This window comes from Ectopseudomonas alcaliphila (assembly GCF_900101755.1).
In the GTDB taxonomy this organism is placed as follows: domain Bacteria; phylum Pseudomonadota; class Gammaproteobacteria; order Pseudomonadales; family Pseudomonadaceae; genus Aquipseudomonas; species Aquipseudomonas alcaliphila.
Window position 1 is genome coordinate 415,718 of record NZ_FNAE01000002.1, and the last position, 18,174, is coordinate 433,891.

The following is an 18,174-nucleotide window of genomic DNA, read 5'->3' on the forward strand; positions in this document are numbered from 1 at the left end:
GCCGTATTTCCCAAGAGTCATCTCTATCATGTCCTCTGCTGCATCTGTTCGCGTCGAAAAAGACCTGCTCGGCACCCTCGAAGTCCCCGCCGATGCCTATTACGGCATCCAGACCCTGCGCGCCGTGCAGAACTTCCGCCTGTCCGGCGTGCCGCTGTCGCACTACCCGAAACTGGTGATCGGCCTGGCCATGGTCAAGCAGGCCTCGGCCGACGCCAACCGCGAGCTGGGCCACCTGTCCGCGTCCAAGCACACGGCGATCAGCACCGCCTGCGCACGCATCATCCAGGGCGAGTTCCACGAGCAGTTCGTGGTCGACATGATCCAGGGCGGCGCCGGCACCTCGACCAACATGAATGCCAACGAGGTGATCGCCAACATCGCCCTCGAGGCCATGGGTCATGAGAAGGGCCAGTACCAGCACCTGCACCCGAACAACGACGTGAACATGGCGCAGTCGACCAACGACGCCTACCCGACCGCCATTCGCCTCGGCCTGCTGCTCGGCCACGACAGCCTGCTCGGTGCGCTGGACAAGCTGATCCAGTCGTTCGCTGCCAAGGGCCTGGAGTTCGGCCATGTGCTGAAGATGGGCCGCACCCAGCTGCAGGACGCCGTGCCGATGACCCTTGGCCAGGAATTCCGCGCCTTCGCCACCACCCTCGGCGAAGACCTGCAGCACCTGAAACTGCTGGCGCCGACCCTGCTCACCGAAGTCAACCTGGGCGGCACCGCGATCGGCACCGGCATCAACGCCGACCCGAAATACCAGGCCCTGGCGGTCAAGCGTCTGGCCATCATCAGCGGCCACCCGCTGACTCCGGCTGCCGACCTGATCGAGGCCACCAGCGACATGGGCGCCTTCGTGCTGTTCTCCGGCATGCTCAAGCGCACCGCAGTCAAGCTGTCGAAGATCTGCAACGACCTGCGCCTGCTGTCCAGCGGTCCGCGTACCGGCATCAACGAGATCAACCTGCCGGCACGTCAGCCGGGCAGCTCGATCATGCCGGGCAAGGTCAACCCGGTGATCCCCGAGGCGGTCAACCAGGTGGCCTTCGAAGTGATCGGCAACGACCTGGCCCTGACCATGGCGGCCGAGGGTGGCCAGCTGCAGCTGAACGTGATGGAACCGCTGATCGCCTACAAGATCTTCGACTCGATCCGCCTGCTGACCCGCGCCATGGATATGCTGCGCGAGCTGTGCATCGACGGCATCACCGCCAACGAGGCGCGCTGCCGTGAACTGATGGAAAACTCCATTGGTCTGATCACTGCGCTCAACCCCTACATCGGCTACGAGAACGCCACCCGCATCGCCAAGGTCGCCCTGGAAAGCGGGCGCGGTGTGCTGGAGCTGGTGCGCGAGGAGCAGTTGCTGGACGAGGCCACCCTGGCCGACATCCTGCGCCCCGAGAACATGATCGCCCCGCGCCTGGTTCCGCTGCAGGGCTGATTCATCGAATGACGCGCGCCGCCCCTCTGGGCGGCGTGTTCATTTCCGCCCTCGAGCCTGTTCATGGGGCGGCACCGCTGAAGGCCGCGCAGACGGCCCCACAACAACGACAATCCGGGTGTAAAACCACATGAGTCAGAGCAACACCGCTTCCCCTTCTTTCCTTGCGCGCGTGCCGTTGTGGCAGCAGATTCTCGTCGGCCTGGTGCTCGGCGTAGTCGTCGGCATGCTGTTCAAGAGCTTCGCCCTGGCGCTGGCGCCAGTCGGCGCGCTGTTCCTCAATGCGATCAAGATGCTCATCGTGCCGCTGGTGTTCGTCTCCCTGGTGGCGGGCATCACCGCCATGAGCGACAGCGCCAAGCTCGGCCGCATCAGCGTCAAGACCATCGCCATCTACCTGATCAGCACAGCCTTCGCGGTGAGCATCGGTCTGGCGTTCGGCACCCTGTTCAGCCCCGGTGAGGGCATGAACATGGTCGCCAGCGGCAGCGAAGAGGCCAAGCAGGCGCCCTCGCTGGTGCAGATTCTGGTGGGGCTGGTGCCGACCAACCCGGTGATGGCCTTCGCTGAAGGCAACATCCTGCAGATCATCGTCTTCGCCATCGCCCTGGGCGTGAGCATGAACCTGATCGGCGACAAGGCCGCGCCGGTGGTCAAACTGTTCGACAGCCTGGCCGAGGTCTTCTACAAGCTCACCGACCTGGTGATGCGCTTCGCCCCCATCGGCGTGTTCGCGCTGATCGCCGGTGTGGTCGCTTCCCACGGTATCGAGGTGCTGCTGCCGCTGGCCGGCGTGATCGGGGTGATCTACCTGGCCAGCATCGCCCACATGCTGCTGGTCTACGGTGGCCTGATCGGCGGCCTGGCGCGCCTCAGCCCGCTGCGCTTCTTCCGCGGCATCGCCCCGGCACTGGCGGTGGCCTTCAGTACTTCGAGCAGCTCCGGCACCCTACCGGTGTCCATCGAGTGCGCGCGCAAGAATCTCGGCGTGTCGCAGGGCGTGGCCGGCTTCGTGTTGCCGGTGGGCGCCACCATCAACATGGATGGCACCGCGATCTACCAGGGCGTGCTGGCGCTGTTCATCGCCCAGGCCTTCGGCATCGATCTGAATGCCGGCCAGTACCTGATGATCATCCTCACCGCCACCCTGGCCTCGGTCGGCACCGCCGGTGTACCCGGCGCCGGTCTGATCATGCTCGGCCTGGTGCTGACCTCGGTTGGCCTGCCGCTGGAAGGCGTGGCGCTGATCGCCGGTATCGACCGCATCCTCGACATGGCGCGCACCACGGTGAACGTCGCCGGTGACCTGATGACCACCACCCTGGTGGGCAGCAGCGAGAAGGAGCTGGATCGCGAGATCTACAACAGCGACAACGCTGCCTGAGCAATCGTTTTCATAGGAGGCCTTCACCAGCCTCAACCTTCAGGGATGGCCTCGGCCATCCCTTTTTTTGTGGCCTGCCATCCCTGGCGGCCACCCTTGGGCGCCTCTAAAAACTACCTGCGTTGTCATCGCTGCGTTGAAAGCAGGCTCAGAATGCTCATTTACAACACGTAAACTCCGCTTCTTCGCCTGTTTTTGCGGGGCCGCCATCGGTATTGCGCTGACTGCCTCGCCAACGTTTTTAGAGGCGCCCCCTTCGGGCCGTCGCAAGCGACGTCAAAAACTGCTCCCGGCAGTTTTTTGCCTGCCATTCAAGGGTGGCTGCCGTAGGGTGCGCCGTGCGCACCTCCGGATGATCTGCGTTACAGCCTCCAGGCCCGGCGTAGCGTCTGCACCGCCTCGACGATCTGCGCCTCGGGCACCGCGGCAAAACCCAGCACCAGGCCGGCGCGGGCGTCCTCGGCCGTCTCGCTGCCAGGCAGCCAGTAGTCGCTCAGGGGATTCATCTCGATGCCTGCGACGCGTGCGGCGCTGATCAGCTCGCGTTCACGCGCGACACTCTCGACCCTGATGCTCAGGTGCAACCCGGCCTCCACGGCCGGCAGCGGCGAGCACCCTGGAATCGCCCGTGGCCAGGCCTGCAGCAGGGTATCGCGACGGCTGCGCGCAGCCTGTCGCATGCGCCGCACATGGCGCTGGAAGTGCCCGGCGGCGATGAATTCGGCCATCACCGCCTGGGTGCCGATCTCCGAGTGGCGCATCTCCAGTGCCTGGCGCCTGGCGAAGCTCTCGGCCAGCGCTGGCGGCAGCAGCAGATAACCCAGGCGCAGCGCCGGGAAGGCGAGCTTGCCGAAGGTGCCGACGTAGATCACCCGCTGCTGGTCATCCAGCGCCGCCAGAGGTGCGAGCGGGGTGCCGCTGTAGCGGTACTCGCCGTCGTAGTCGTCCTCGATGATCCAGCCGTTCACGCGCTTGGCCCACTCCAGCAGGGCCAGGCGCCGCGGCAGCGACAGGGTCACGCCGGTCGGGTACTGGTGTGCGGGCGTGACATAGGCCAGGCGGCAGTTTTCCAGGCGCTGCAGGGCGGCGACGTCCATGCCCTCGCCGTCTAGCGCCACGCCGCACAGCTGCGCGCCGGCCACCGCGAAGGCATGGCCGGCGGCGCGGTAGCCGGGGTTTTCCACTGCCACAGGGTCGCCCGGTTGAATCAGCAGTTGAGCGCAGAGGCTGATGGCCTGCTGCGAGCCACAGGTGATAAGCACTTGCGACGCTTCGCAGGTCAGGCCGCGGCTGTTGCGCAGGTAGGCGGCGATCAGCTCGCGCAACTGCATGTCACCGGCCGGATCGCCATAGCCCAGCCGCGCCGGTGAGGGTTTGCGCCAGAAGCGTGCCTGCAGACGTGCCCAGGTCTCGAAGGGGAACAGATCGAAAGCCGGTACCCCGATACGAAAGGCGCGTGGCGCGCCCTCGGTGGGCATCGCCAGGTGGTGGCTCTGCAACAGCTGCAGTGCCGAACTGGTCGCAGCTGGGGCGACGGCTGCTACGGCGGCAGGCCGGCGGCGCGTCAGCTCGGCGACATAGGTGCCATCGCCGACCCGCCCGGCCACGTAGCCCTCGGCATACAGCTGGTCCAGCGCGCGGGTCACGGTGTTGCGCGAGATGCCGAGCAGCGTGGCCAGTTCGCGGCTCGCAGGCAGACGTGTGCCACTGGCCAGGCGGCCGTCGAGGATGCGCTCGCGCAAGGCCTGGTAGAGCTGGCGCGCCAGGCCCTGGCCGGGGTGCAGGCGAATGCCGGAAAGATCGAATGGCACGGCGGAGGAGCGATTCATGATCGGCCGATTGGCTCCATAAAAGTCATCTGTAATGGATCTTACATCAGGCCAATATCCTGCCTAGCATGGCTCCATCACATCAGGAGACGCCGCCATGTATTGCCCCGCCGCCTTTCGCCAGGACGATCTGGCCAGCCTCCACGCGCAGATCCAGGCCAGTGGCCTGGCCATTGTTACCAGCAGTGGCGCGCAGGGCCTGCAGGCCAGTCACCTGCCGCTGCTGCTTGAGCCTGGTGAGGGCGAATTCGGCACCCTTTACGGCCACTTCGCCCGCGCCAATCCGCACTGGCGTGTTCTGGCCAGCGGCGCCGAGGCACTGGTGGTGTTCAGCGGTGCGGACGCCTACGTGCATCCCGGCTGGTATCCGGCCAAGGCCGAGCACGCCAAGGTGGTGCCGACCTGGAACTACATCGCCGTGCATGCCTGGGGCCAGGCCGAGGTGTTCGACGAACCGGAGCGCTTGCTGCAACTGGTCAGCCGCCTCAGCGACCGCCACGAACAGACTCGCCCGCAGCCCTGGGCGGTCGGCGACGCACCGCGCGACTACATCGACGCCATGCTGCGCGCCATCGTCGGTTTCGCCCTGCCGATTCGCCGACTCGAGGGCAAGTGGAAGCTAAGCCAGAATCGCTCGACTGCGGATCAGGCCGGTGTCCGCGTCGGCCTGGCGACGTCCAGCAACCCGCGTGACCGCGAACTGGCGGCGCAAATGAAGCCCATCGACTGACCACCAAAGGAATGCACTCATGCTCGACATCCGCCCCATCACCGCTGCCGATCACGCCGCCTGGCTGCCGCTCTGGCAGGCTTACCAGCGCTTCTACCAGGCCGAGATCCCGGCAGAGACCAGCGCCGTTACCTGGCAGCGCTTTCTCGACCCGGCCGAGCCGATGCACGCCGCCCTGGCCTGGCAGGACGGCGAGGCGGTCGGCCTGGTGCACTTCATCTATCACCGCAGCTGCTGGACGAGCGGTGACTACTGCTACCTGCAGGATCTGTTCGTCGCCGAGCACATTCGCGGTGGCGGTATCGGCCGCGCGCTGATCGAGCATGTCTACGCCGAGGCGCGTGCCGCTGGCGCCAGCCGCGTGCATTGGCTGACTCAGGAAAACAACTACCAGGGGCGTATGCTCTACGACCGCATCGGCGACCGCTCCGGTTTCATCCAGTACAGGAAACTCTTCTGATGATGTGTGATCTCGCTCACTGGCAACCCCGCCCAACCCCGGACCAGCGCACGCTGCATGGTCGCTTCGTGCGTCTCGAGGCGCTCGATGTCGAGCGCCATGGCGATGATCTGTGGTGCGCGTTGCAGGGGCCGGACCCGGCGCTTTGGGATTATCTGCCCTATGGCCCCTTCACCGAGCGTGGCGTCTTCGATGCCTGGCTGGCCGGCAATGCGCAGAGCCGCGACCCGCTGTTCTATGCGGTGGTCGATCTGGCCAGCAGCCGCGCTCTGGGGGTATTCAGTTACCTGCGCATCACCGCGCAGGACGGCAGCATCGAGATCGGCCATGTCGCCTTCGGTGCGCCGATGCAGCGCACGGCGGGAGCGACCGAGGCGATCTATCTGCTGGCGCGCCACGCCTTCGACGACCTCGGTTATCGCCGCCTGGAGTGGAAGTGCGACGCAGCCAATGCCCGCTCGCAACGCGCCGCTGAGCGCTTCGGCTTCACCCGGGAAGGGCTGTTCCGTCAGCATATGGTGCGCAAGGGCCGCAACCGTGACACCGCCTGGTTCTCCATCATCGATGGGGAGTGGCCGGCCTGCCGGGAAGCCTTCGAGCGCTGGCTGGCGGTGGAAAACTTCGATGATAAGGGCCAGCAGAAGCAGCGCCTGGAGGCGCTGCGCGAGTGATTCGAGGTTATGCCGGTTCGGTTGTTGTGCCTGAGCTTGCTCTCAGGTTTCGCTCCGGCAGTGCCTGTGCGTGGTAAATGATGAAAAGAATCAGTTCTTCCAGCAGTCGGCAAAGCGTTCGCACACGGCATAGCGTTTGTCCAAGTCGGCCATGCGTGTCAGATGATTGCTGAGATTTTCCCTCAACACCTCGCTACTCGCTGTGCGGTAGTACCGCAGCATTCGGATATTTACCGTGAGTACTCGGTTTTTATCTGTAGACGCGCTATTGGGGACCAGTTTACGTAGTTCGGCCGTGTCCAGTTGCCTGAGGTATTTGCGGTATTCGTCTTCGTAGCGTTTGAGCGTTCTCTGCTTGCTGGTCGAGAGTTCTTGCGCGGCAATGTCAATGTTCTGCTGGTACTCGTTCCAGTACTCCTTTGGCAAGGTAAAACCCATGCGTCGGGTGCGCTCGTCGATCCGCTTGTCGAAGCTCTCGTCGAGTAGTGCCTTGTCCAACTGCGGCTGCTCGGCTTTCATCGATTCCGTGAGGCTCTCGGCGATGATCTGTTCGATCATGCTCACACGCTCTTGCGTATCGGGCTGCGCTACAGGTGCTTTGGGAAATAGGGCATTACTACCAGCGCATGCAGGTAGGCCATTGTTGAGCAGCGGTACTGGTGAGCGCGATACCTGATCGCCGACCTGGTGTAGACGGTTGAGCAGTGCGCGACACATCTTGCCTGAATAGTCGAAGGTCAGTTCGTATTCAGCCCCGCTTTGTGGCGTGTAGCTGAACATGCTCCCACAAACGCTGCTCCTACCTTGAGTGTTCACCTGTAGCACGACTTCACTTTCCGGTTGCAGGCGAATTTCCAGATACGCCTTGGCGTCGGGAGGCGGTGCGATGGACATGTCTGCCCGGCGTGAGGTGTTGGCTATAAACAGATTATTGAGTATGCCCGTAGTTCGACCTCCACAGTGCTCCGCGTCGAATACCGCGAGTGTGGCGCTGTCCAGGTCGCTTATGAAACGCAACTTCGCTGCATCGGTCTCGGTGGCGTCCGGGTAAGAGCCGTGAATACTGCATCCACTCAGCAAAAGCATGAGTATGGTTGTAGTAATGGGCGTGCGAAGGGTGAGTAGATCGAGCATGGGCGGATCGTCCTTGATGCTTAGAGGCGTGGGCTCGCATGCTAATAAAGGGGGGGTAGCTCAGTCCAGCAAGTAAGCCCCAAGGCAGTCTTTCGTAGGGATCGCGCTCTGGGGTGATGCTTTTGAGAGTCCGCGCCGTAATTGTTCGCAGCGGAGCGCCGCTCCTACACGTACCGAATCAGACGCCTTTTTGTGTGCATCCGAACATTCTTTCAATGCGCTCGCATTCATCGCTACTCCATCTCGAACAACCCATCACGCAGCTGCGCGCCACCCAGACGCTGGCGGATGTCGTCGTCGATGCGTGGGTCGTCGGGGGCGTAGAGCATCAACTGACGATAGGCGTTGACCCGGTTGATCTCGTGGCCCAGGTACTGCCAGACCACGCGGGTGCAGGCCGGCGTGCGGCGGTCGCCGCTGGATACGCCGGTCTTGATGCCATTGAGACGGATGATCCGGCTCTTGAAGCTGGGGATCAGGATGGTCTGGCTCATCTCGTTGCCGGTGAGCGACTCGTAGTCCACCAGAAACAGGCGGTCCTGCAGGAAGAACGCTGTGCCCAGGTAGCGACAGCGCACCCAGTCCTCGCTGCCGCCGCGTGTGGGCTCCTGGCGCTCTTGGCGTTCCTGGCGTTCGAACAGGTAGTTGCCGCGCTCTTCGCGCAGGTGCACCAGTGACAGCAGCACGTGCCCCGGCACCGACATGCAGTTGGAGTATTCGAAGTAGTAGCCGCAGTAACGCTCCATCGGGCTGGCCTGACGGCGCAGTGGGGCGAACAGGTCCAGCAGTGGATCGCTGCCGCTGTGTCGCTGCGCATCGCCGCTGCGTGCGCCGATCAGGCGGGTGAACTGCTCGGCCGGCATGGCCAGCTCGAAGGCTTCGACGCCGAAGAAATCGCAGATACGTTTGAGGTTGTGCGTGGTCGGTCGGCTCTGCCCGGCCAGGTAGCGGTTGAACTGCGCGCGGTTGATCGACAGCTTGCGGCACACCTCTGCAATCGAGCGGTAATGACTGCAAAGCAATTTGAGATTGCTGCCGAGTGAATCGGACATATGGCCGCTCCAGCTGATGCGAATGACGCGATTCTAGCATCAACTCGCATCATATCGCCGCGACCTGCGAAATTGTCCCGCGCGGCGCCTTCACCAAAGATTGCGCCACCCGCCCGGCGCGGCGCATTCCCATTCAGAACAACAAGAGAGAAAGCCTCCATGCTCGATCTTCTCAATGACCTCATCTGGAGCAAGCTGCTGATCGTGATGCTGATCGGTCTCGGCCTGTTCTTCACCATCGCCTCACGCTTCGTCCAGTTCCGTTACTTCAGCAGCATGTTCCGCATCTTCAGCGAGGCCTTCCAGCGTCAGCCGGGCCAGCTCAGCTCGTTCCAGGCCCTGATGCTGTCGGTGGCCGGCCGCGTGGGCGCCGGCAATATCGCCGGTGTCTCGGTGGCGATCATGCTCGGTGGCCCGGGCGCCATCTTCTGGATGTGGATCGTGGCCCTGGTCGGTATGGCCACCAGCTACTTCGAGTGCTCGCTGGCGCAGCTGTACAAGCGTCGCGAGGCCGATGGCGGCTACCGCGGCGGCCCGGCCTTCTACATTCAGCACGGCCTCGGCCAGCGCTGGCTGGGTATCGTCGTATCGATCCTGTTGCTGGTGACCTTCGGCTTCGGCTTCAACGCCGTGCAGTCCTTCACCGTCGCCAGCTCGCTGCACGACACCTTCGGCATCCCGACCCTGGCCAGCGGCATCGCCCTGACCGTGGTGATCGGCCTGATCATCTTCGGCGGCATCAAGCGCATCGCCAAGTTCGCCGACGTGCTGGTGCCGGTGATGGCGTTCTCCTACCTGGCCATGGCACTGCTGGTGATCGGTCTGAACATCAGCGAAGTTCCAGCCACCTTCGCCTTGATCTTCAAGAGCGCCTTCGGCCTCGAGCCGGCCTTTGCCGGTGGTATCGGCGCGGCCATCATCATGGGCGTCAAGCGCGGCCTGTTCTCCAACGAAGCGGGTCTGGGCAGTGCGCCGAACGTGGCTGCGGTGGCCGAGGTCAAGCATCCGGCCGCGCAGGGCATCGTGCAGTCGCTCAGCGTGTTCATCGACACCCTGATCCTGTGCAGCTGCACCGCGCTGATCATTCTGCTGTCCGGCGTGTATCAGCCGGGCATGGAGCAGGCCGGTGTGGTGCTGACCCAGAGCGCCGTCGCGGCCGTGGTCGGTGAGTGGGGTCGGGTGTTCATCAGCCTGGCGCTGCTGCTGTTCGTCTTCACCACCCTGATCTACAACTACTACCTGGGCGAGAACGCCCTGGGCTTCTTCAGCCAGAAGCGCGGCCCGGTGATGATCTACCGTGTGCTGGTGGTCGGCCTGGTGCTGTGGGGCTCGGTGCAGGATCTGGGCACCGTGTTCGCCTTCGCCGATGTGACCATGGGTCTGCTGGCGATCTGCAACCTGATTGCCCTGGCGCTGCTGTTCAAAGTGGGTCTGCGCCTGATGCGCGACTACGATAGCCAGATCAAGGCTGGCGTGGCCTCGCCGGTGCTGGATGCCAAGCAGTTCGCCGATCTGGATCTCGACCCTGCCGTGTGGGGTAACCAGTCGAGCAACGCCGCCGACCCGGCGGAAATGGGTGATCGCGTCTACCAGCGCTGATCTGACTCAGATGGAAGAAGGGGGCGAGGCCCCCTTTTTCTTGCCTGCCACCTTTGGCAGCCATTGTTCGGGCAGCCGTGAGCGACGTTGCAAAAGTCGCCCTGGCCCGTGATTTGTGAGGAGAGCCCATGGCGACCCCAGAAAAACTCCTGGTGCTGTACACAGGCGGCACCATCGGCATGCAGATGAGCGCAGACGGCCTGGCGCCGGCCTCGGGTTTCGAGGCGCGCATGCGCACGCAACAAGCCAGCGAGAACGGCAGCGAGTTGCCGCAATGGACCTTTCGCGAGCTGCTGCCGCTGATCGACAGCGCCAACATGAACCCCGGCCACTGGCTGGCACTGCGTGACGAGATCATCGCTGCGGTGCAGGCAGACGGTCATGACGCCGTGCTGGTGCTGCATGGCACCGATACCCTGGCCTACAGCGCCGCGGCGCTGAGCTTCCTGCTGCTAGGCCTCGACGTGCCGGTGGTGCTGACCGGCGCCATGCAACCGGCCGGTGTGGCCGGCGGCGATGCCTGGCCCAACCTGTTCGGCGCCATGCGCGCGCTGTATCGCGGTGTGGCACCCGGCGTGCACCTGTATTTCAACGGTCAGCTGCTGCATGGCGCACGCTGCTCGAAGCTGCGCAGCGATGCCTTCGACGCCTTTCAGGTGCTGCCGCGCCAGCGTCAGGCGGAGCGGGCCACGGTCGATGCGCGTATCGACTTCCGTCAGCCGCGCCAGGCGGTGAACATCGCCGTGCTGCCGCTGCATCCGGCCGTGCAGGCCGGGCATCTGCAAGCCCTGCTGGCCAGCGGCGTGCAGGGGCTGCTGCTGGAATGCTACGGCAGCGGCACCGGCCCGGCCGGTGATGAACAGCTGATGGCCGTGCTGCGAGAAGCGCATCAGCGCGGCGTGGTGCTGGCGGCGATCAGTCAGTGCCCGCAGGGGCATGTGCAGTTCGGCGTTTATGCGGCCGGCAGCCGTCTGGCCGAGGTTGGCCTGGTGTCCTGCGGCGGCATGACCCGCGAGGCTGCTCTGGGCAAGCTGTTTGCCCTGCTCGGTGCCGGTTTGCCGCAAACGGAGGTCGAGCACTGGCTGGCGCGCGATCTCTGTGGTGAGATGAGCGACTGATCCACCTGCCCAAACAGAGGAAGGACGATGAGTATCGAAATTCGCCCTGTAGTCGCTGCCGATCACCAAGCCTGGTTGCCCTTGTGGCAGGGCTACCAGCGTTTCTACATGACCGAGATTCCTGCCGAGACCAGCGCCGTCACCTGGCAGCGCTTTCTCGACCCCGCCGAGCCCATGGGCGCCGCCCTGGCCTGGCAGGGTGACCAGGCCATCGGCCTGGTGCACTGGGTCATTCACCGCTCGACCTGGACCGCTGGCGATTACTGCTACCTGCAGGACCTGTTCGTCGCCAAGGGCCAGCGCAGCAGTGGTATCGGCCGCCAGCTGATCCAGCACGTCTATGACCAGGCGCGCGCCGCCGGCTGCTCGCGGGTGCACTGGCTGACGCATGAGAGCAACAGCCAGGCCAAGCTGTTGTACGAACGCATCGGTGAGCGTTCGGGGTTTGTGCAGTACCGCAAGCTGTTGTAGGGCTGTGCCCCTCTCCCTTACCCCGAATGCAACCGGAGCGGCGCACCTTTCCCGGATTTCATCCGGGCTACGGCAGCCTCAGGGCCGGCGCGCGATAAAGTCGATTTCGACCAGCGCATGCCGCGCCAGCCCGGTGGTACCGATGCAGGTACGCGCCGGGCGTTTGGCTTCGGGGAAGTAGCTGGCGTAGACCGCGTTGAAGCGCTCGTAGTCGCCATGGAAATCGGTGAGAAACGCCCGCGCCGAGACCACGTTTTCCAAGCCCAGCCCGAGGCCTTTCAAGACCACCAGCAGGTTGTCGAAAGTCTTGTGGGTTTGCGCCTCGATGCCTTCGGGCAGCGGCGCCGATTCGTTGCCCGGATCGATGGGTAGCTGGCCGGTGATGAACACCCAGCCGTCGGCTTCGCAGGCGTGGGAGAAGGGCGCGACCGGTGCGGGTGCGGCGGCGAACATGTGGTATTCAGGCAACGACATAAGCACTCCAGAGCAGATCAATGGGCACCCGCGCAGCGTTGCGCCGGCTCCCGTGAACATACCTCAGAATACCGACCAGCCGATGCGCTCGCTGAGCAGCTCCAGCGCCTTGATCCCGGCCAGGGAGTTACCCGCTGCATTGAGCTCCGGTGACCATACGCACACACTGAACTGCCCCGGAACGACCGCGACGATACCGCCACCAACGCCGCTCTTGCCCGGCAGGCCGACGCGATAGGCGAAGTTGCCGGCTTCGTCGTACAGCCCGCTGGTGGCCATGATGGCGTTGATCTGCTTGGTCTGCCGGGGCGACAGCACCTGCTCGCCGCTGTGCTGGCAGAAGCCCTGATTGGCCAGGAAACCGAAGGCACGCGCCAGGTCGACGCAGCTCATGCGCAGCGCGCAGCAGCTGAAGTAGCTGCGCAGCACGGCCTCGACTTCATTGTGGAAATTGCCGAACGACTGCATCAGGTACGCCGCCGCCGCGTTACGCGCGCGGTGCTGGTATTCCGATTCGGCGACATGGTTGTCCACCGTCACTTCGGGGTTGCCCGACAGGCGCCGGACGAAGTCGCGCATCGACAGCGCCGGTGCGGCGTAGCGCGACTGGTTGATATCGCAGATCACCAGCGCGCCGGCATTGATGAACGGATTGCGCGGCTTGCCACGCTCGAACTCGAGCTGCACCAGCGAGTTGAACGGCTGCCCGGACGGCTCGTGGCCGAGGCGCTGCCAGATGCTCTCGCCGCTGTGGCCGATGGCCTGGACCAGGCTGAACACCTTGGAAATGCTCTGGATGGAAAATGGCGTGCGCGCATCGCCAGCGACATGCACCTGGCCGTCGTTGCCATACACGGCGATGCCCAGTTGGTCGGGCACCACGCTGGCCAGCGCTGGGATGTAATCGGCCACCTTGCCCTGGCCGATCAGCGGGCGGACTTCATCGAGAATTTCATTCAACAGCGCTTGCATGTTCGGGCTCGCGAGTAGGCCGGGGAGCGTCCCGGCAGGTCAGAGCTAGACGCCTGCGGGCGTCGTGGAATCACAGGCAATGGCTTGCCCTGAGCGGCCAGCGCCCCTAGGCTCGGTCCTCCCCTGTCGCTGGCGTAGTTCGATGTCCACCGTTCTCAATGTGCTGCTGCCGATCTTCGGCCTGATCCTGGTTGGATTCATCTGTCGGCGAACCAATCGCCTGGGGCCGACTGCAGCATCGGAGATGAACCGCTTCGTGGTCTGGCTCGGCCTGCCGGCCTTGCTGTTCAGCCTCACGGCCAAGGCCGATTGGGCGCAGATCTGGCAGCCGGGTTTTTTGCTCGCGTTCACCGGCGGCATGCTCGCGGTTTTCCTGATCACGCTGGCGTATCGCTGGAAAACCACTGGCAGCCTGGTCGATGCCAGTATCGATGGGCTCAGCGCCGGTTACGCCAATACCGGCTACATCGGCATTCCGCTGTGCGTGCTGGTGCTGGGTGAGGACGGTATGGCGCCGGCGCTGATCGCCTCGCTGATGGTGGTCTGCGTGCTGTTCGGCCTGGCGGTGGTGTGCATCGAGGTGGGCCTGCAGAGCAAGAAGGGCGTGGGCGGCGCCATTGCTCAGGTGGTCACCGCGCTGCTGAAGAACCCGCTGGTGCTCGCGCCGCTGCTTGGGGCGGCGTGGGCGCTGGGCGGTGTGCAGATGCCCGCAGCGCTTGACGAGTTTCTGCGCCTGCTCGGCGCGGCCACCGTGCCTTGTGCGCTGGTCTCGCTGGGCTTGTTTCTGGCGCAGCGCCAGAGTGGGCCGAGCGAGGGTGCCTGGCCGCTGGTGGCGTTGAAGCTGGTGCTGCAGCCACTGGTGACCTGGTTCATCGCCTTCGTGTTGCTCGACCTGCCGCCGTTCTGGGCGCACGCCGCGTTGCTGCTCAGCGCGCTACCAACCGGCACCGGGCCGTTCATGCTCGCCGAGTACTACCAGCGCCAGGCGGCGCTGGTTTCGCGGGCGATCCTGTTCTCCACCCTCGGCTCGCTACTGACCTTGACCCTGATTCTGCTGCTGATCACGCCTTGAGCTGCAACTCCACGCCCAGTTGCTGCGACAGGCAGGGCCAGCGCCGCCAGGCCGATGCGGTGTCCGGCGCCGCCAGGCGTTCGCGGTAGGCCTGCACCGAGGGCTGGTCGAAGCTGGCGTCATCGAGCATGCCGGCCAGGGCGTGATGCACCGCCTCGTCGAGCTGGTTGGCGAAGGGTTCGCCGATCAACTGGTGGGCGATCAGGTTGGCGCGTGTGGTGTCCAGAGGGATCAGCGGCTGGCCAAGGTGGGCGATGTAGCGATCATTGACCTCTTCCACCAGGCGATGGGCCAGATAGGCCTCATCGAGCAGGCCTTCGAGCCCTTCGTGGCCCTCCATCAGCGCCGGTGGCTGCAGGAAGAAATGCTCGGCGATCTTCAGCACCGGTTTCACTGCGGCCTCGATTCCCGCTTCGCGCGCCACCTCGGCAGCGGCGTCGAGCACATCCGGCACCTCCTCGATATAGGCGATGACGAAGGCGGTCAGCGCACCAGGCGCATCTTCCTCTGGCAGGCGGATGGAAGGGTGCAGGCGATCCAGCTGAGCCTGCAGCAAGCGCGAGAGGGCCTGGCTGGCGCTTTCCTGCTGGCGAGCCTGAGCGATCAATTGACGAAGGGAGGCGGTGTTCATGACAGCTCCTACATTTCAGGACATGGGCGTGAACCTTAGCCGGCCGTTTGGTCTGGCTAAGACGCGATTGTCATAACTTTTTCATATTTATGCTAATTCGCTATAACAAACTGTATCAGAAAGGCTACACCCCGCGTCAGTCGGGGCGTTTAGGACAAGGCTTGCGCGCCTTCGGCCATTTTTGCGCGCACGTTGCGAGGTGAAACTCCCCGTCTATACTCGAGTTCGAAAGGCAGTACCTGATGGAACCGGACGGGCTCAGGCACGGAGAGGTTTCGGCAGCAGTCGCCAGCAGTCTGGGCGTGGTTCGTGGGCAGTGAGTCCGCAGCCGTACCCTATGGCAGTCGATCCCTTAGCCGCAGGCTCCGCCGGCGGGATAACAAGAACAATCAAGGGGAACCCGCAATGATGCGACATCCACGAGTCTGGATGGGCCTCCTGCTGTGGCTGGCATTAGGCTCGGCGCAAGCGCAGTGGACGGTCAACATGGCGCCCGGTGTAACGGACGTCAGCCGCTCCGTTTTCGATCTGCACATGACCATCTTCTGGATATGCGTTGTGATCGGTGTGATCGTGTTCGGCGCCATGTTCTGGTCGATGATCATGCACCGCCGCTCTACCGGCCAGAAACCCGCGCATTTTCACGAAAGCACCACCGTCGAAATTCTCTGGACCGTGGTGCCCTTGGCCATTCTGGTGGTGATGGCGATCCCGGCGACCAAGACGCTGATTGAGATCTACGACACCTCCGAGTCCGAGCTGGATATCCAGGTCACCGGCTACCAGTGGAAGTGGCACTACAAGTATCTGGGGCAGGACGTCGAGTTCTTCAGCAACCTGACGACGCCGCGTTCGCAGATCAACAACCGCGAAGCCAAGGGCGAACACTACCTGCTGGAAGTGGATGAGCCGCTGGTGGTGCCGGTGGGCACCAAGGTGCGCTTCCTGATCACCGCTGCCGATGTCATCCATTCCTGGTGGGTGCCGGCACTGGCGGTGAAGAAGGACGCCATCCCCGGTTTCATCAACGAATCCTGGACGCGCATCGAGGAGCCCGGCATCTATCGCGGTCAGTGCACCGAGCTGTGCGGCAAGGACCACGGTTTCATGCCGGTGGTGGTCGAGGCCAAGTCCAAGGAAGACTTCGATGTCTGGCTGGCCGAACGCAAGGAGGCTGCTGCCGCCGAGCGCGAGCTGACCAGCAAGGAATGGACCATGGAAGAGCTGATGACTCGCGGCGAGAAGGCCTATGTCACCGCCTGCGCGGCCTGCCACCAGCCTGGTGGCGAGGGCCTGCCGCCGATGTTCCCGGCCCTCAAGGGTTCGGCAATCGCCAAGGGGGACGCCGAGGCTCATATCGACATCGTCTACAACGGCAAGCCGGGCACCTCCATGGCGGCCTTCGGCAAGCAGCTGTCGCCGGTCGATCTGGCCGCCATCATCACCTACGAGCGCAATGCCTGGGGCAACAATGTCGGTGACATGGTCACGCCCAAGGACATCCTCGATTTCTCCAAGGCGCAGGAGTAAGGACATGAGTGCAGTGATCGACCACGGTCATACTGACCACCACCATGGCCCGGCCAAGGGCCTGATGCGCTGGGTACTGACCACCAACCACAAGGACATCGGCACGATGTACCTGTGGTTCAGCTTCTGCATGTTCCTGCTGGGCGGCTCGATGGCCATGGTCATCCGTGCCGAGCTGTTCCAGCCGGGCCTGCAGATCGTGCAGCCGGAATTCTTCAACCAGATGACCACCATGCACGGCCTGATCATGGTCTTCGGCGCGGTGATGCCGGCGTTCGTCGGCCTGGCCAACTGGATGATTCCGCTGATGATCGGCGCGCCGGACATGGCCCTGCCACGGATGAACAACTTCAGCTTCTGGCTGCTGCCGGCGGCCTTCGGTCTGCTGGTCTCGACGCTGTTCATGGAAGGTGGCGGGCCGAACTTCGGCTGGACCTTCTACGCCCCGCTGTCGACCACCTACGGGCCGGAGAGCACGACCTTCTTCATTTTCGCCGTGCATTTGATGGGCATCAGCTCGATCATGGGGGCGATCAACGTGGTCGCCACCATCCTCAATCTGCGCGCCCCCGGCATGACCCTGATGAAGATGCCGCTGTTCGTCTGGACCTGGCTGATCACCGCCTTCCTGCTGATTGCGGTGATGCCGGTACTGGCGGGCTGCGTGACCATGATGCTGATGGACATCCACTTCGGCACCAGCTTCTTCAACGCCGCTGGCGGTGGCGACCCGGTCTTGTTCCAGCATGTGTTCTGGTTCTTTGGCCACCCCGAGGTGTACATCATGATCCTGCCCGCCTTCGGCGCGGTCAGCTCGATCATCCCAGCCTTCGCGCGCAAGCCGCTGTTCGGCTACACCTCGATGGTCTACGCCACGGCGGCGATTGCCTTCCTCTCGTTCATCGTCTGGGCGCACCACATGTTCACCGTGGGCATTCCGCTGACCGGCGAGCTGTTCTTCATGTACGCCACCATGCTGATCGCCGTGCCCACCGGGGTGAAGGTATTCAACTGGGCCAGCACCATGTGGCAGGGCTCGATGACCTTCGAGGCGCCGATGCTGTTCTCGGTGGCCTTCGTCATCCTGTTCACCATCGGTGGTTTTTCCGGGCTGATGCTGGCCATCGCCCCGGCGGACTTCCAGTACCACGACACCTACTTCGTGGTGGCGCACTTCCACTACGTGCTGGTGCCCGGTGCGATCTTCGGCATCTTCGCCTCGGCTTACTACTGGCTGCCCAAGTGGACCGGCCACATGTATGACGAAACCCTGGCCAAGCTGCATTTCTGGATGAGCTTCATCGGCATGAACCTGGCGTTCTTCCCGATGCACTTCGTCGGCCTGGCCGGCATGCCGCGGCGTATCCCCGACTACAACATGATGTTCGCCAACTTCAACATGGTCTCCAGCATCGGCGCGTTCATGTTCGGGGCCACCCAGTTGCTGTTCCTGTTCATCGTCATCAAGTGCATCCGCGGCGGCAAGCCGGCCCCGGCCAAACCCTGGGACGGGGCCGAAGGCCTGGAGTGGACGGTGCCGTCACCGGCGCCCTACCACACCTTCAGTACGCCACCGGAAGTGAAATAGGAGGTT

The 18,174-nt window shown here is 63.9% G+C and carries 17 protein-coding genes; 11 read left to right on the top strand and 6 right to left on the bottom strand.

Annotated features, from left to right (window positions below; genetic code table 11):
- The first annotated feature begins 28 nt into the window (after positions 1-28).
- Both aspA and BLR77_RS10650 read left to right on the top strand, forming a co-directional pair.
- The gene (gene aspA, locus BLR77_RS10645) at positions 29-1,453 is read left to right on the top strand and encodes an aspartate ammonia-lyase (protein WP_074677540.1); all 1,425 of its coding nucleotides are present in this window, start codon (positions 29-31) and stop codon (positions 1,451-1,453) included.
- Positions 1,454-1,583: 130 nt separating this feature from the next.
- On the top strand, positions 1,584-2,837 hold the full coding sequence (locus BLR77_RS10650; protein WP_074677541.1) for a dicarboxylate/amino acid:cation symporter: 1,254 nt from the start codon (positions 1,584-1,586) through the stop codon (positions 2,835-2,837).
- 362 nt (positions 2,838-3,199) lie between these two features.
- On the opposite strand, the gene pdxR is transcribed toward BLR77_RS10650, so the two are convergent.
- Positions 3,200-4,666 carry a MocR-like pyridoxine biosynthesis transcription factor PdxR gene (gene pdxR / locus BLR77_RS10655; RefSeq protein ID WP_074677542.1) on the bottom strand — a complete coding sequence of 489 codons (1,467 nt, stop codon included), beginning with the start codon at positions 4,664-4,666 and terminating at the stop codon, positions 3,200-3,202.
- Positions 4,667-4,763: 97 nt separating this feature from the next.
- On the opposite strand from pdxR, the gene BLR77_RS10660 reads away from it, so the two are divergent.
- The 3 genes from BLR77_RS10660 to BLR77_RS10670 are packed head-to-tail and all read left to right on the top strand — an operon-like array spanning position 4,764 to position 6,527.
- The gene (locus tag BLR77_RS10660) at positions 4,764-5,396 is read left to right on the top strand and encodes an FMN-binding negative transcriptional regulator (RefSeq protein ID WP_074677543.1); all 633 of its coding nucleotides are present in this window, start codon (positions 4,764-4,766) and stop codon (positions 5,394-5,396) included.
- Between the two features lie 19 nt (positions 5,397-5,415).
- Positions 5,416-5,856, top strand: coding sequence for a GNAT family N-acetyltransferase (locus tag BLR77_RS10665; RefSeq protein WP_074677544.1), 441 nt, complete (start codon positions 5,416-5,418; stop codon positions 5,854-5,856).
- Complete coding sequence (locus BLR77_RS10670) at positions 5,856-6,527, top strand: GNAT family N-acetyltransferase (protein WP_074677552.1); 672 nt, start codon at positions 5,856-5,858, stop codon at positions 6,525-6,527. Before BLR77_RS10665 ends, BLR77_RS10670 begins: the two co-directional genes overlap by 1 nt.
- Before the next feature lie 90 nt (positions 6,528-6,617).
- Here BLR77_RS10670 and BLR77_RS10675 read toward each other — a convergent pair whose 3' ends face one another.
- Together BLR77_RS10675 and BLR77_RS10680 are read right to left on the bottom strand one after the other, a co-directional pair.
- The gene (locus tag BLR77_RS10675; protein ID WP_074677554.1) at positions 6,618-7,661 is read right to left on the bottom strand and encodes a hypothetical protein; all 1,044 of its coding nucleotides are present in this window, start codon (positions 7,659-7,661) and stop codon (positions 6,618-6,620) included.
- 233 nt (positions 7,662-7,894) lie between these two features.
- Positions 7,895-8,713 (bottom strand): helix-turn-helix domain-containing protein, encoded by an 819-nt coding sequence (locus BLR77_RS10680; protein WP_074677556.1) that lies wholly within the window; start codon positions 8,711-8,713, stop codon positions 7,895-7,897.
- Positions 8,714-8,872: 159 nt separating this feature from the next.
- Between BLR77_RS10680 and BLR77_RS10685 the strand changes: the two genes are divergently transcribed.
- The 3 genes from BLR77_RS10685 (at position 8,873) to BLR77_RS10695 (ending at position 11,901) form a co-directional block, all read left to right on the top strand.
- On the top strand, positions 8,873-10,312 hold the full coding sequence (locus BLR77_RS10685; protein WP_074677558.1) for an alanine/glycine:cation symporter family protein: 1,440 nt from the start codon (positions 8,873-8,875) through the stop codon (positions 10,310-10,312).
- A gap of 128 nt (positions 10,313-10,440) precedes the next feature.
- Positions 10,441-11,430, top strand: a complete 990-nt coding sequence (locus BLR77_RS10690; RefSeq protein WP_074677560.1) for an asparaginase — start codon at positions 10,441-10,443, stop codon at positions 11,428-11,430.
- 27 nt (positions 11,431-11,457) lie between these two features.
- A complete protein-coding gene (locus BLR77_RS10695) occupies positions 11,458-11,901 on the top strand; it encodes a GNAT family N-acetyltransferase (protein WP_074677562.1) in 444 nt (147 codons plus the stop codon).
- 78 nt (positions 11,902-11,979) lie between these two features.
- On the opposite strand, the gene BLR77_RS10700 is transcribed toward BLR77_RS10695, so the two are convergent.
- The gene (locus tag BLR77_RS10700; RefSeq protein ID WP_074677564.1) at positions 11,980-12,375 is read right to left on the bottom strand and encodes a RidA family protein; all 396 of its coding nucleotides are present in this window, start codon (positions 12,373-12,375) and stop codon (positions 11,980-11,982) included.
- Positions 12,376-12,438: 63 nt separating this feature from the next.
- Complete coding sequence (gene glsB, locus BLR77_RS10705; protein WP_074677566.1) at positions 12,439-13,347, bottom strand: glutaminase B; 909 nt, start codon at positions 13,345-13,347, stop codon at positions 12,439-12,441.
- Positions 13,348-13,489: 142 nt separating this feature from the next.
- Here glsB and BLR77_RS10710 point away from each other — a divergent pair, with 142 nt between their 5' ends.
- A complete protein-coding gene (locus BLR77_RS10710) occupies positions 13,490-14,419 on the top strand; it encodes an AEC family transporter (RefSeq protein WP_074677568.1) in 930 nt (309 codons plus the stop codon).
- On the opposite strand, the gene BLR77_RS10715 is transcribed toward BLR77_RS10710, so the two are convergent.
- The gene (locus BLR77_RS10715; protein WP_074677570.1) at positions 14,409-15,050 is read right to left on the bottom strand and encodes a hypothetical protein; all 642 of its coding nucleotides are present in this window, start codon (positions 15,048-15,050) and stop codon (positions 14,409-14,411) included. The two genes, BLR77_RS10710 and BLR77_RS10715, sit on opposite strands and share 11 nt — an antisense overlap.
- 405 nt (positions 15,051-15,455) lie before the next feature.
- Here BLR77_RS10715 and coxB point away from each other — a divergent pair, with 405 nt between their 5' ends.
- Both coxB and ctaD read left to right on the top strand, forming a co-directional pair.
- Positions 15,456-16,580 carry a cytochrome c oxidase subunit II gene (gene coxB / locus BLR77_RS10720; RefSeq protein ID WP_074677572.1) on the top strand — a complete coding sequence of 375 codons (1,125 nt, stop codon included), beginning with the start codon at positions 15,456-15,458 and terminating at the stop codon, positions 16,578-16,580.
- Positions 16,581-16,584: 4 nt separating this feature from the next.
- Positions 16,585-18,168 (top strand): cytochrome c oxidase subunit I, encoded by a 1,584-nt coding sequence (gene ctaD / locus BLR77_RS10725; RefSeq protein ID WP_072423682.1) that lies wholly within the window; start codon positions 16,585-16,587, stop codon positions 18,166-18,168.
- The last annotated feature ends 6 nt before the right edge of the window (positions 18,169-18,174 follow it).

Excerpts from the sequence above, each read along its gene's own strand:
- aspA (WP_074677540.1), top strand. The coding sequence starts at position 29 with ATGTCCTCTGCTGCATCTGTTCGCGTCGAAAAAGACCTGCTCGGCACC.
- pdxR (WP_074677542.1), bottom strand. The coding sequence starts at position 4,666 with ATGAATCGCTCCTCCGCCGTGCCATTCGATCTTTCCGGCATTCGCCTG.
- BLR77_RS10670 (WP_074677552.1), top strand. The coding sequence starts at position 5,856 with ATGATGTGTGATCTCGCTCACTGGCAACCCCGCCCAACCCCGGACCAG.
- ctaD (WP_072423682.1), top strand. The coding sequence starts at position 16,585 with ATGAGTGCAGTGATCGACCACGGTCATACTGACCACCACCATGGCCCG.
- BLR77_RS10660 (WP_074677543.1), top strand. The coding sequence starts at position 4,764 with ATGTATTGCCCCGCCGCCTTTCGCCAGGACGATCTGGCCAGCCTCCAC.
- BLR77_RS10695 (WP_074677562.1), top strand. The coding sequence starts at position 11,458 with ATGAGTATCGAAATTCGCCCTGTAGTCGCTGCCGATCACCAAGCCTGG.
- BLR77_RS10685 (WP_074677558.1), top strand. The coding sequence starts at position 8,873 with ATGCTCGATCTTCTCAATGACCTCATCTGGAGCAAGCTGCTGATCGTG.
- BLR77_RS10715 (WP_074677570.1), bottom strand. The coding sequence starts at position 15,050 with ATGAACACCGCCTCCCTTCGTCAATTGATCGCTCAGGCTCGCCAGCAG.
- coxB (WP_074677572.1), top strand. The coding sequence starts at position 15,456 with ATGATGCGACATCCACGAGTCTGGATGGGCCTCCTGCTGTGGCTGGCA.
- glsB (WP_074677566.1), bottom strand. The coding sequence starts at position 13,347 with ATGCAAGCGCTGTTGAATGAAATTCTCGATGAAGTCCGCCCGCTGATC.
- BLR77_RS10680 (WP_074677556.1), bottom strand. The coding sequence starts at position 8,713 with ATGTCCGATTCACTCGGCAGCAATCTCAAATTGCTTTGCAGTCATTAC.
- BLR77_RS10710 (WP_074677568.1), top strand. The coding sequence starts at position 13,490 with ATGTCCACCGTTCTCAATGTGCTGCTGCCGATCTTCGGCCTGATCCTG.
- BLR77_RS10665 (WP_074677544.1), top strand. The coding sequence starts at position 5,416 with ATGCTCGACATCCGCCCCATCACCGCTGCCGATCACGCCGCCTGGCTG.
- BLR77_RS10650 (WP_074677541.1), top strand. The coding sequence starts at position 1,584 with ATGAGTCAGAGCAACACCGCTTCCCCTTCTTTCCTTGCGCGCGTGCCG.
- BLR77_RS10690 (WP_074677560.1), top strand. The coding sequence starts at position 10,441 with ATGGCGACCCCAGAAAAACTCCTGGTGCTGTACACAGGCGGCACCATC.
- BLR77_RS10675 (WP_074677554.1), bottom strand. The coding sequence starts at position 7,661 with ATGCTCGATCTACTCACCCTTCGCACGCCCATTACTACAACCATACTC.
- BLR77_RS10700 (WP_074677564.1), bottom strand. The coding sequence starts at position 12,375 with ATGTCGTTGCCTGAATACCACATGTTCGCCGCCGCACCCGCACCGGTC.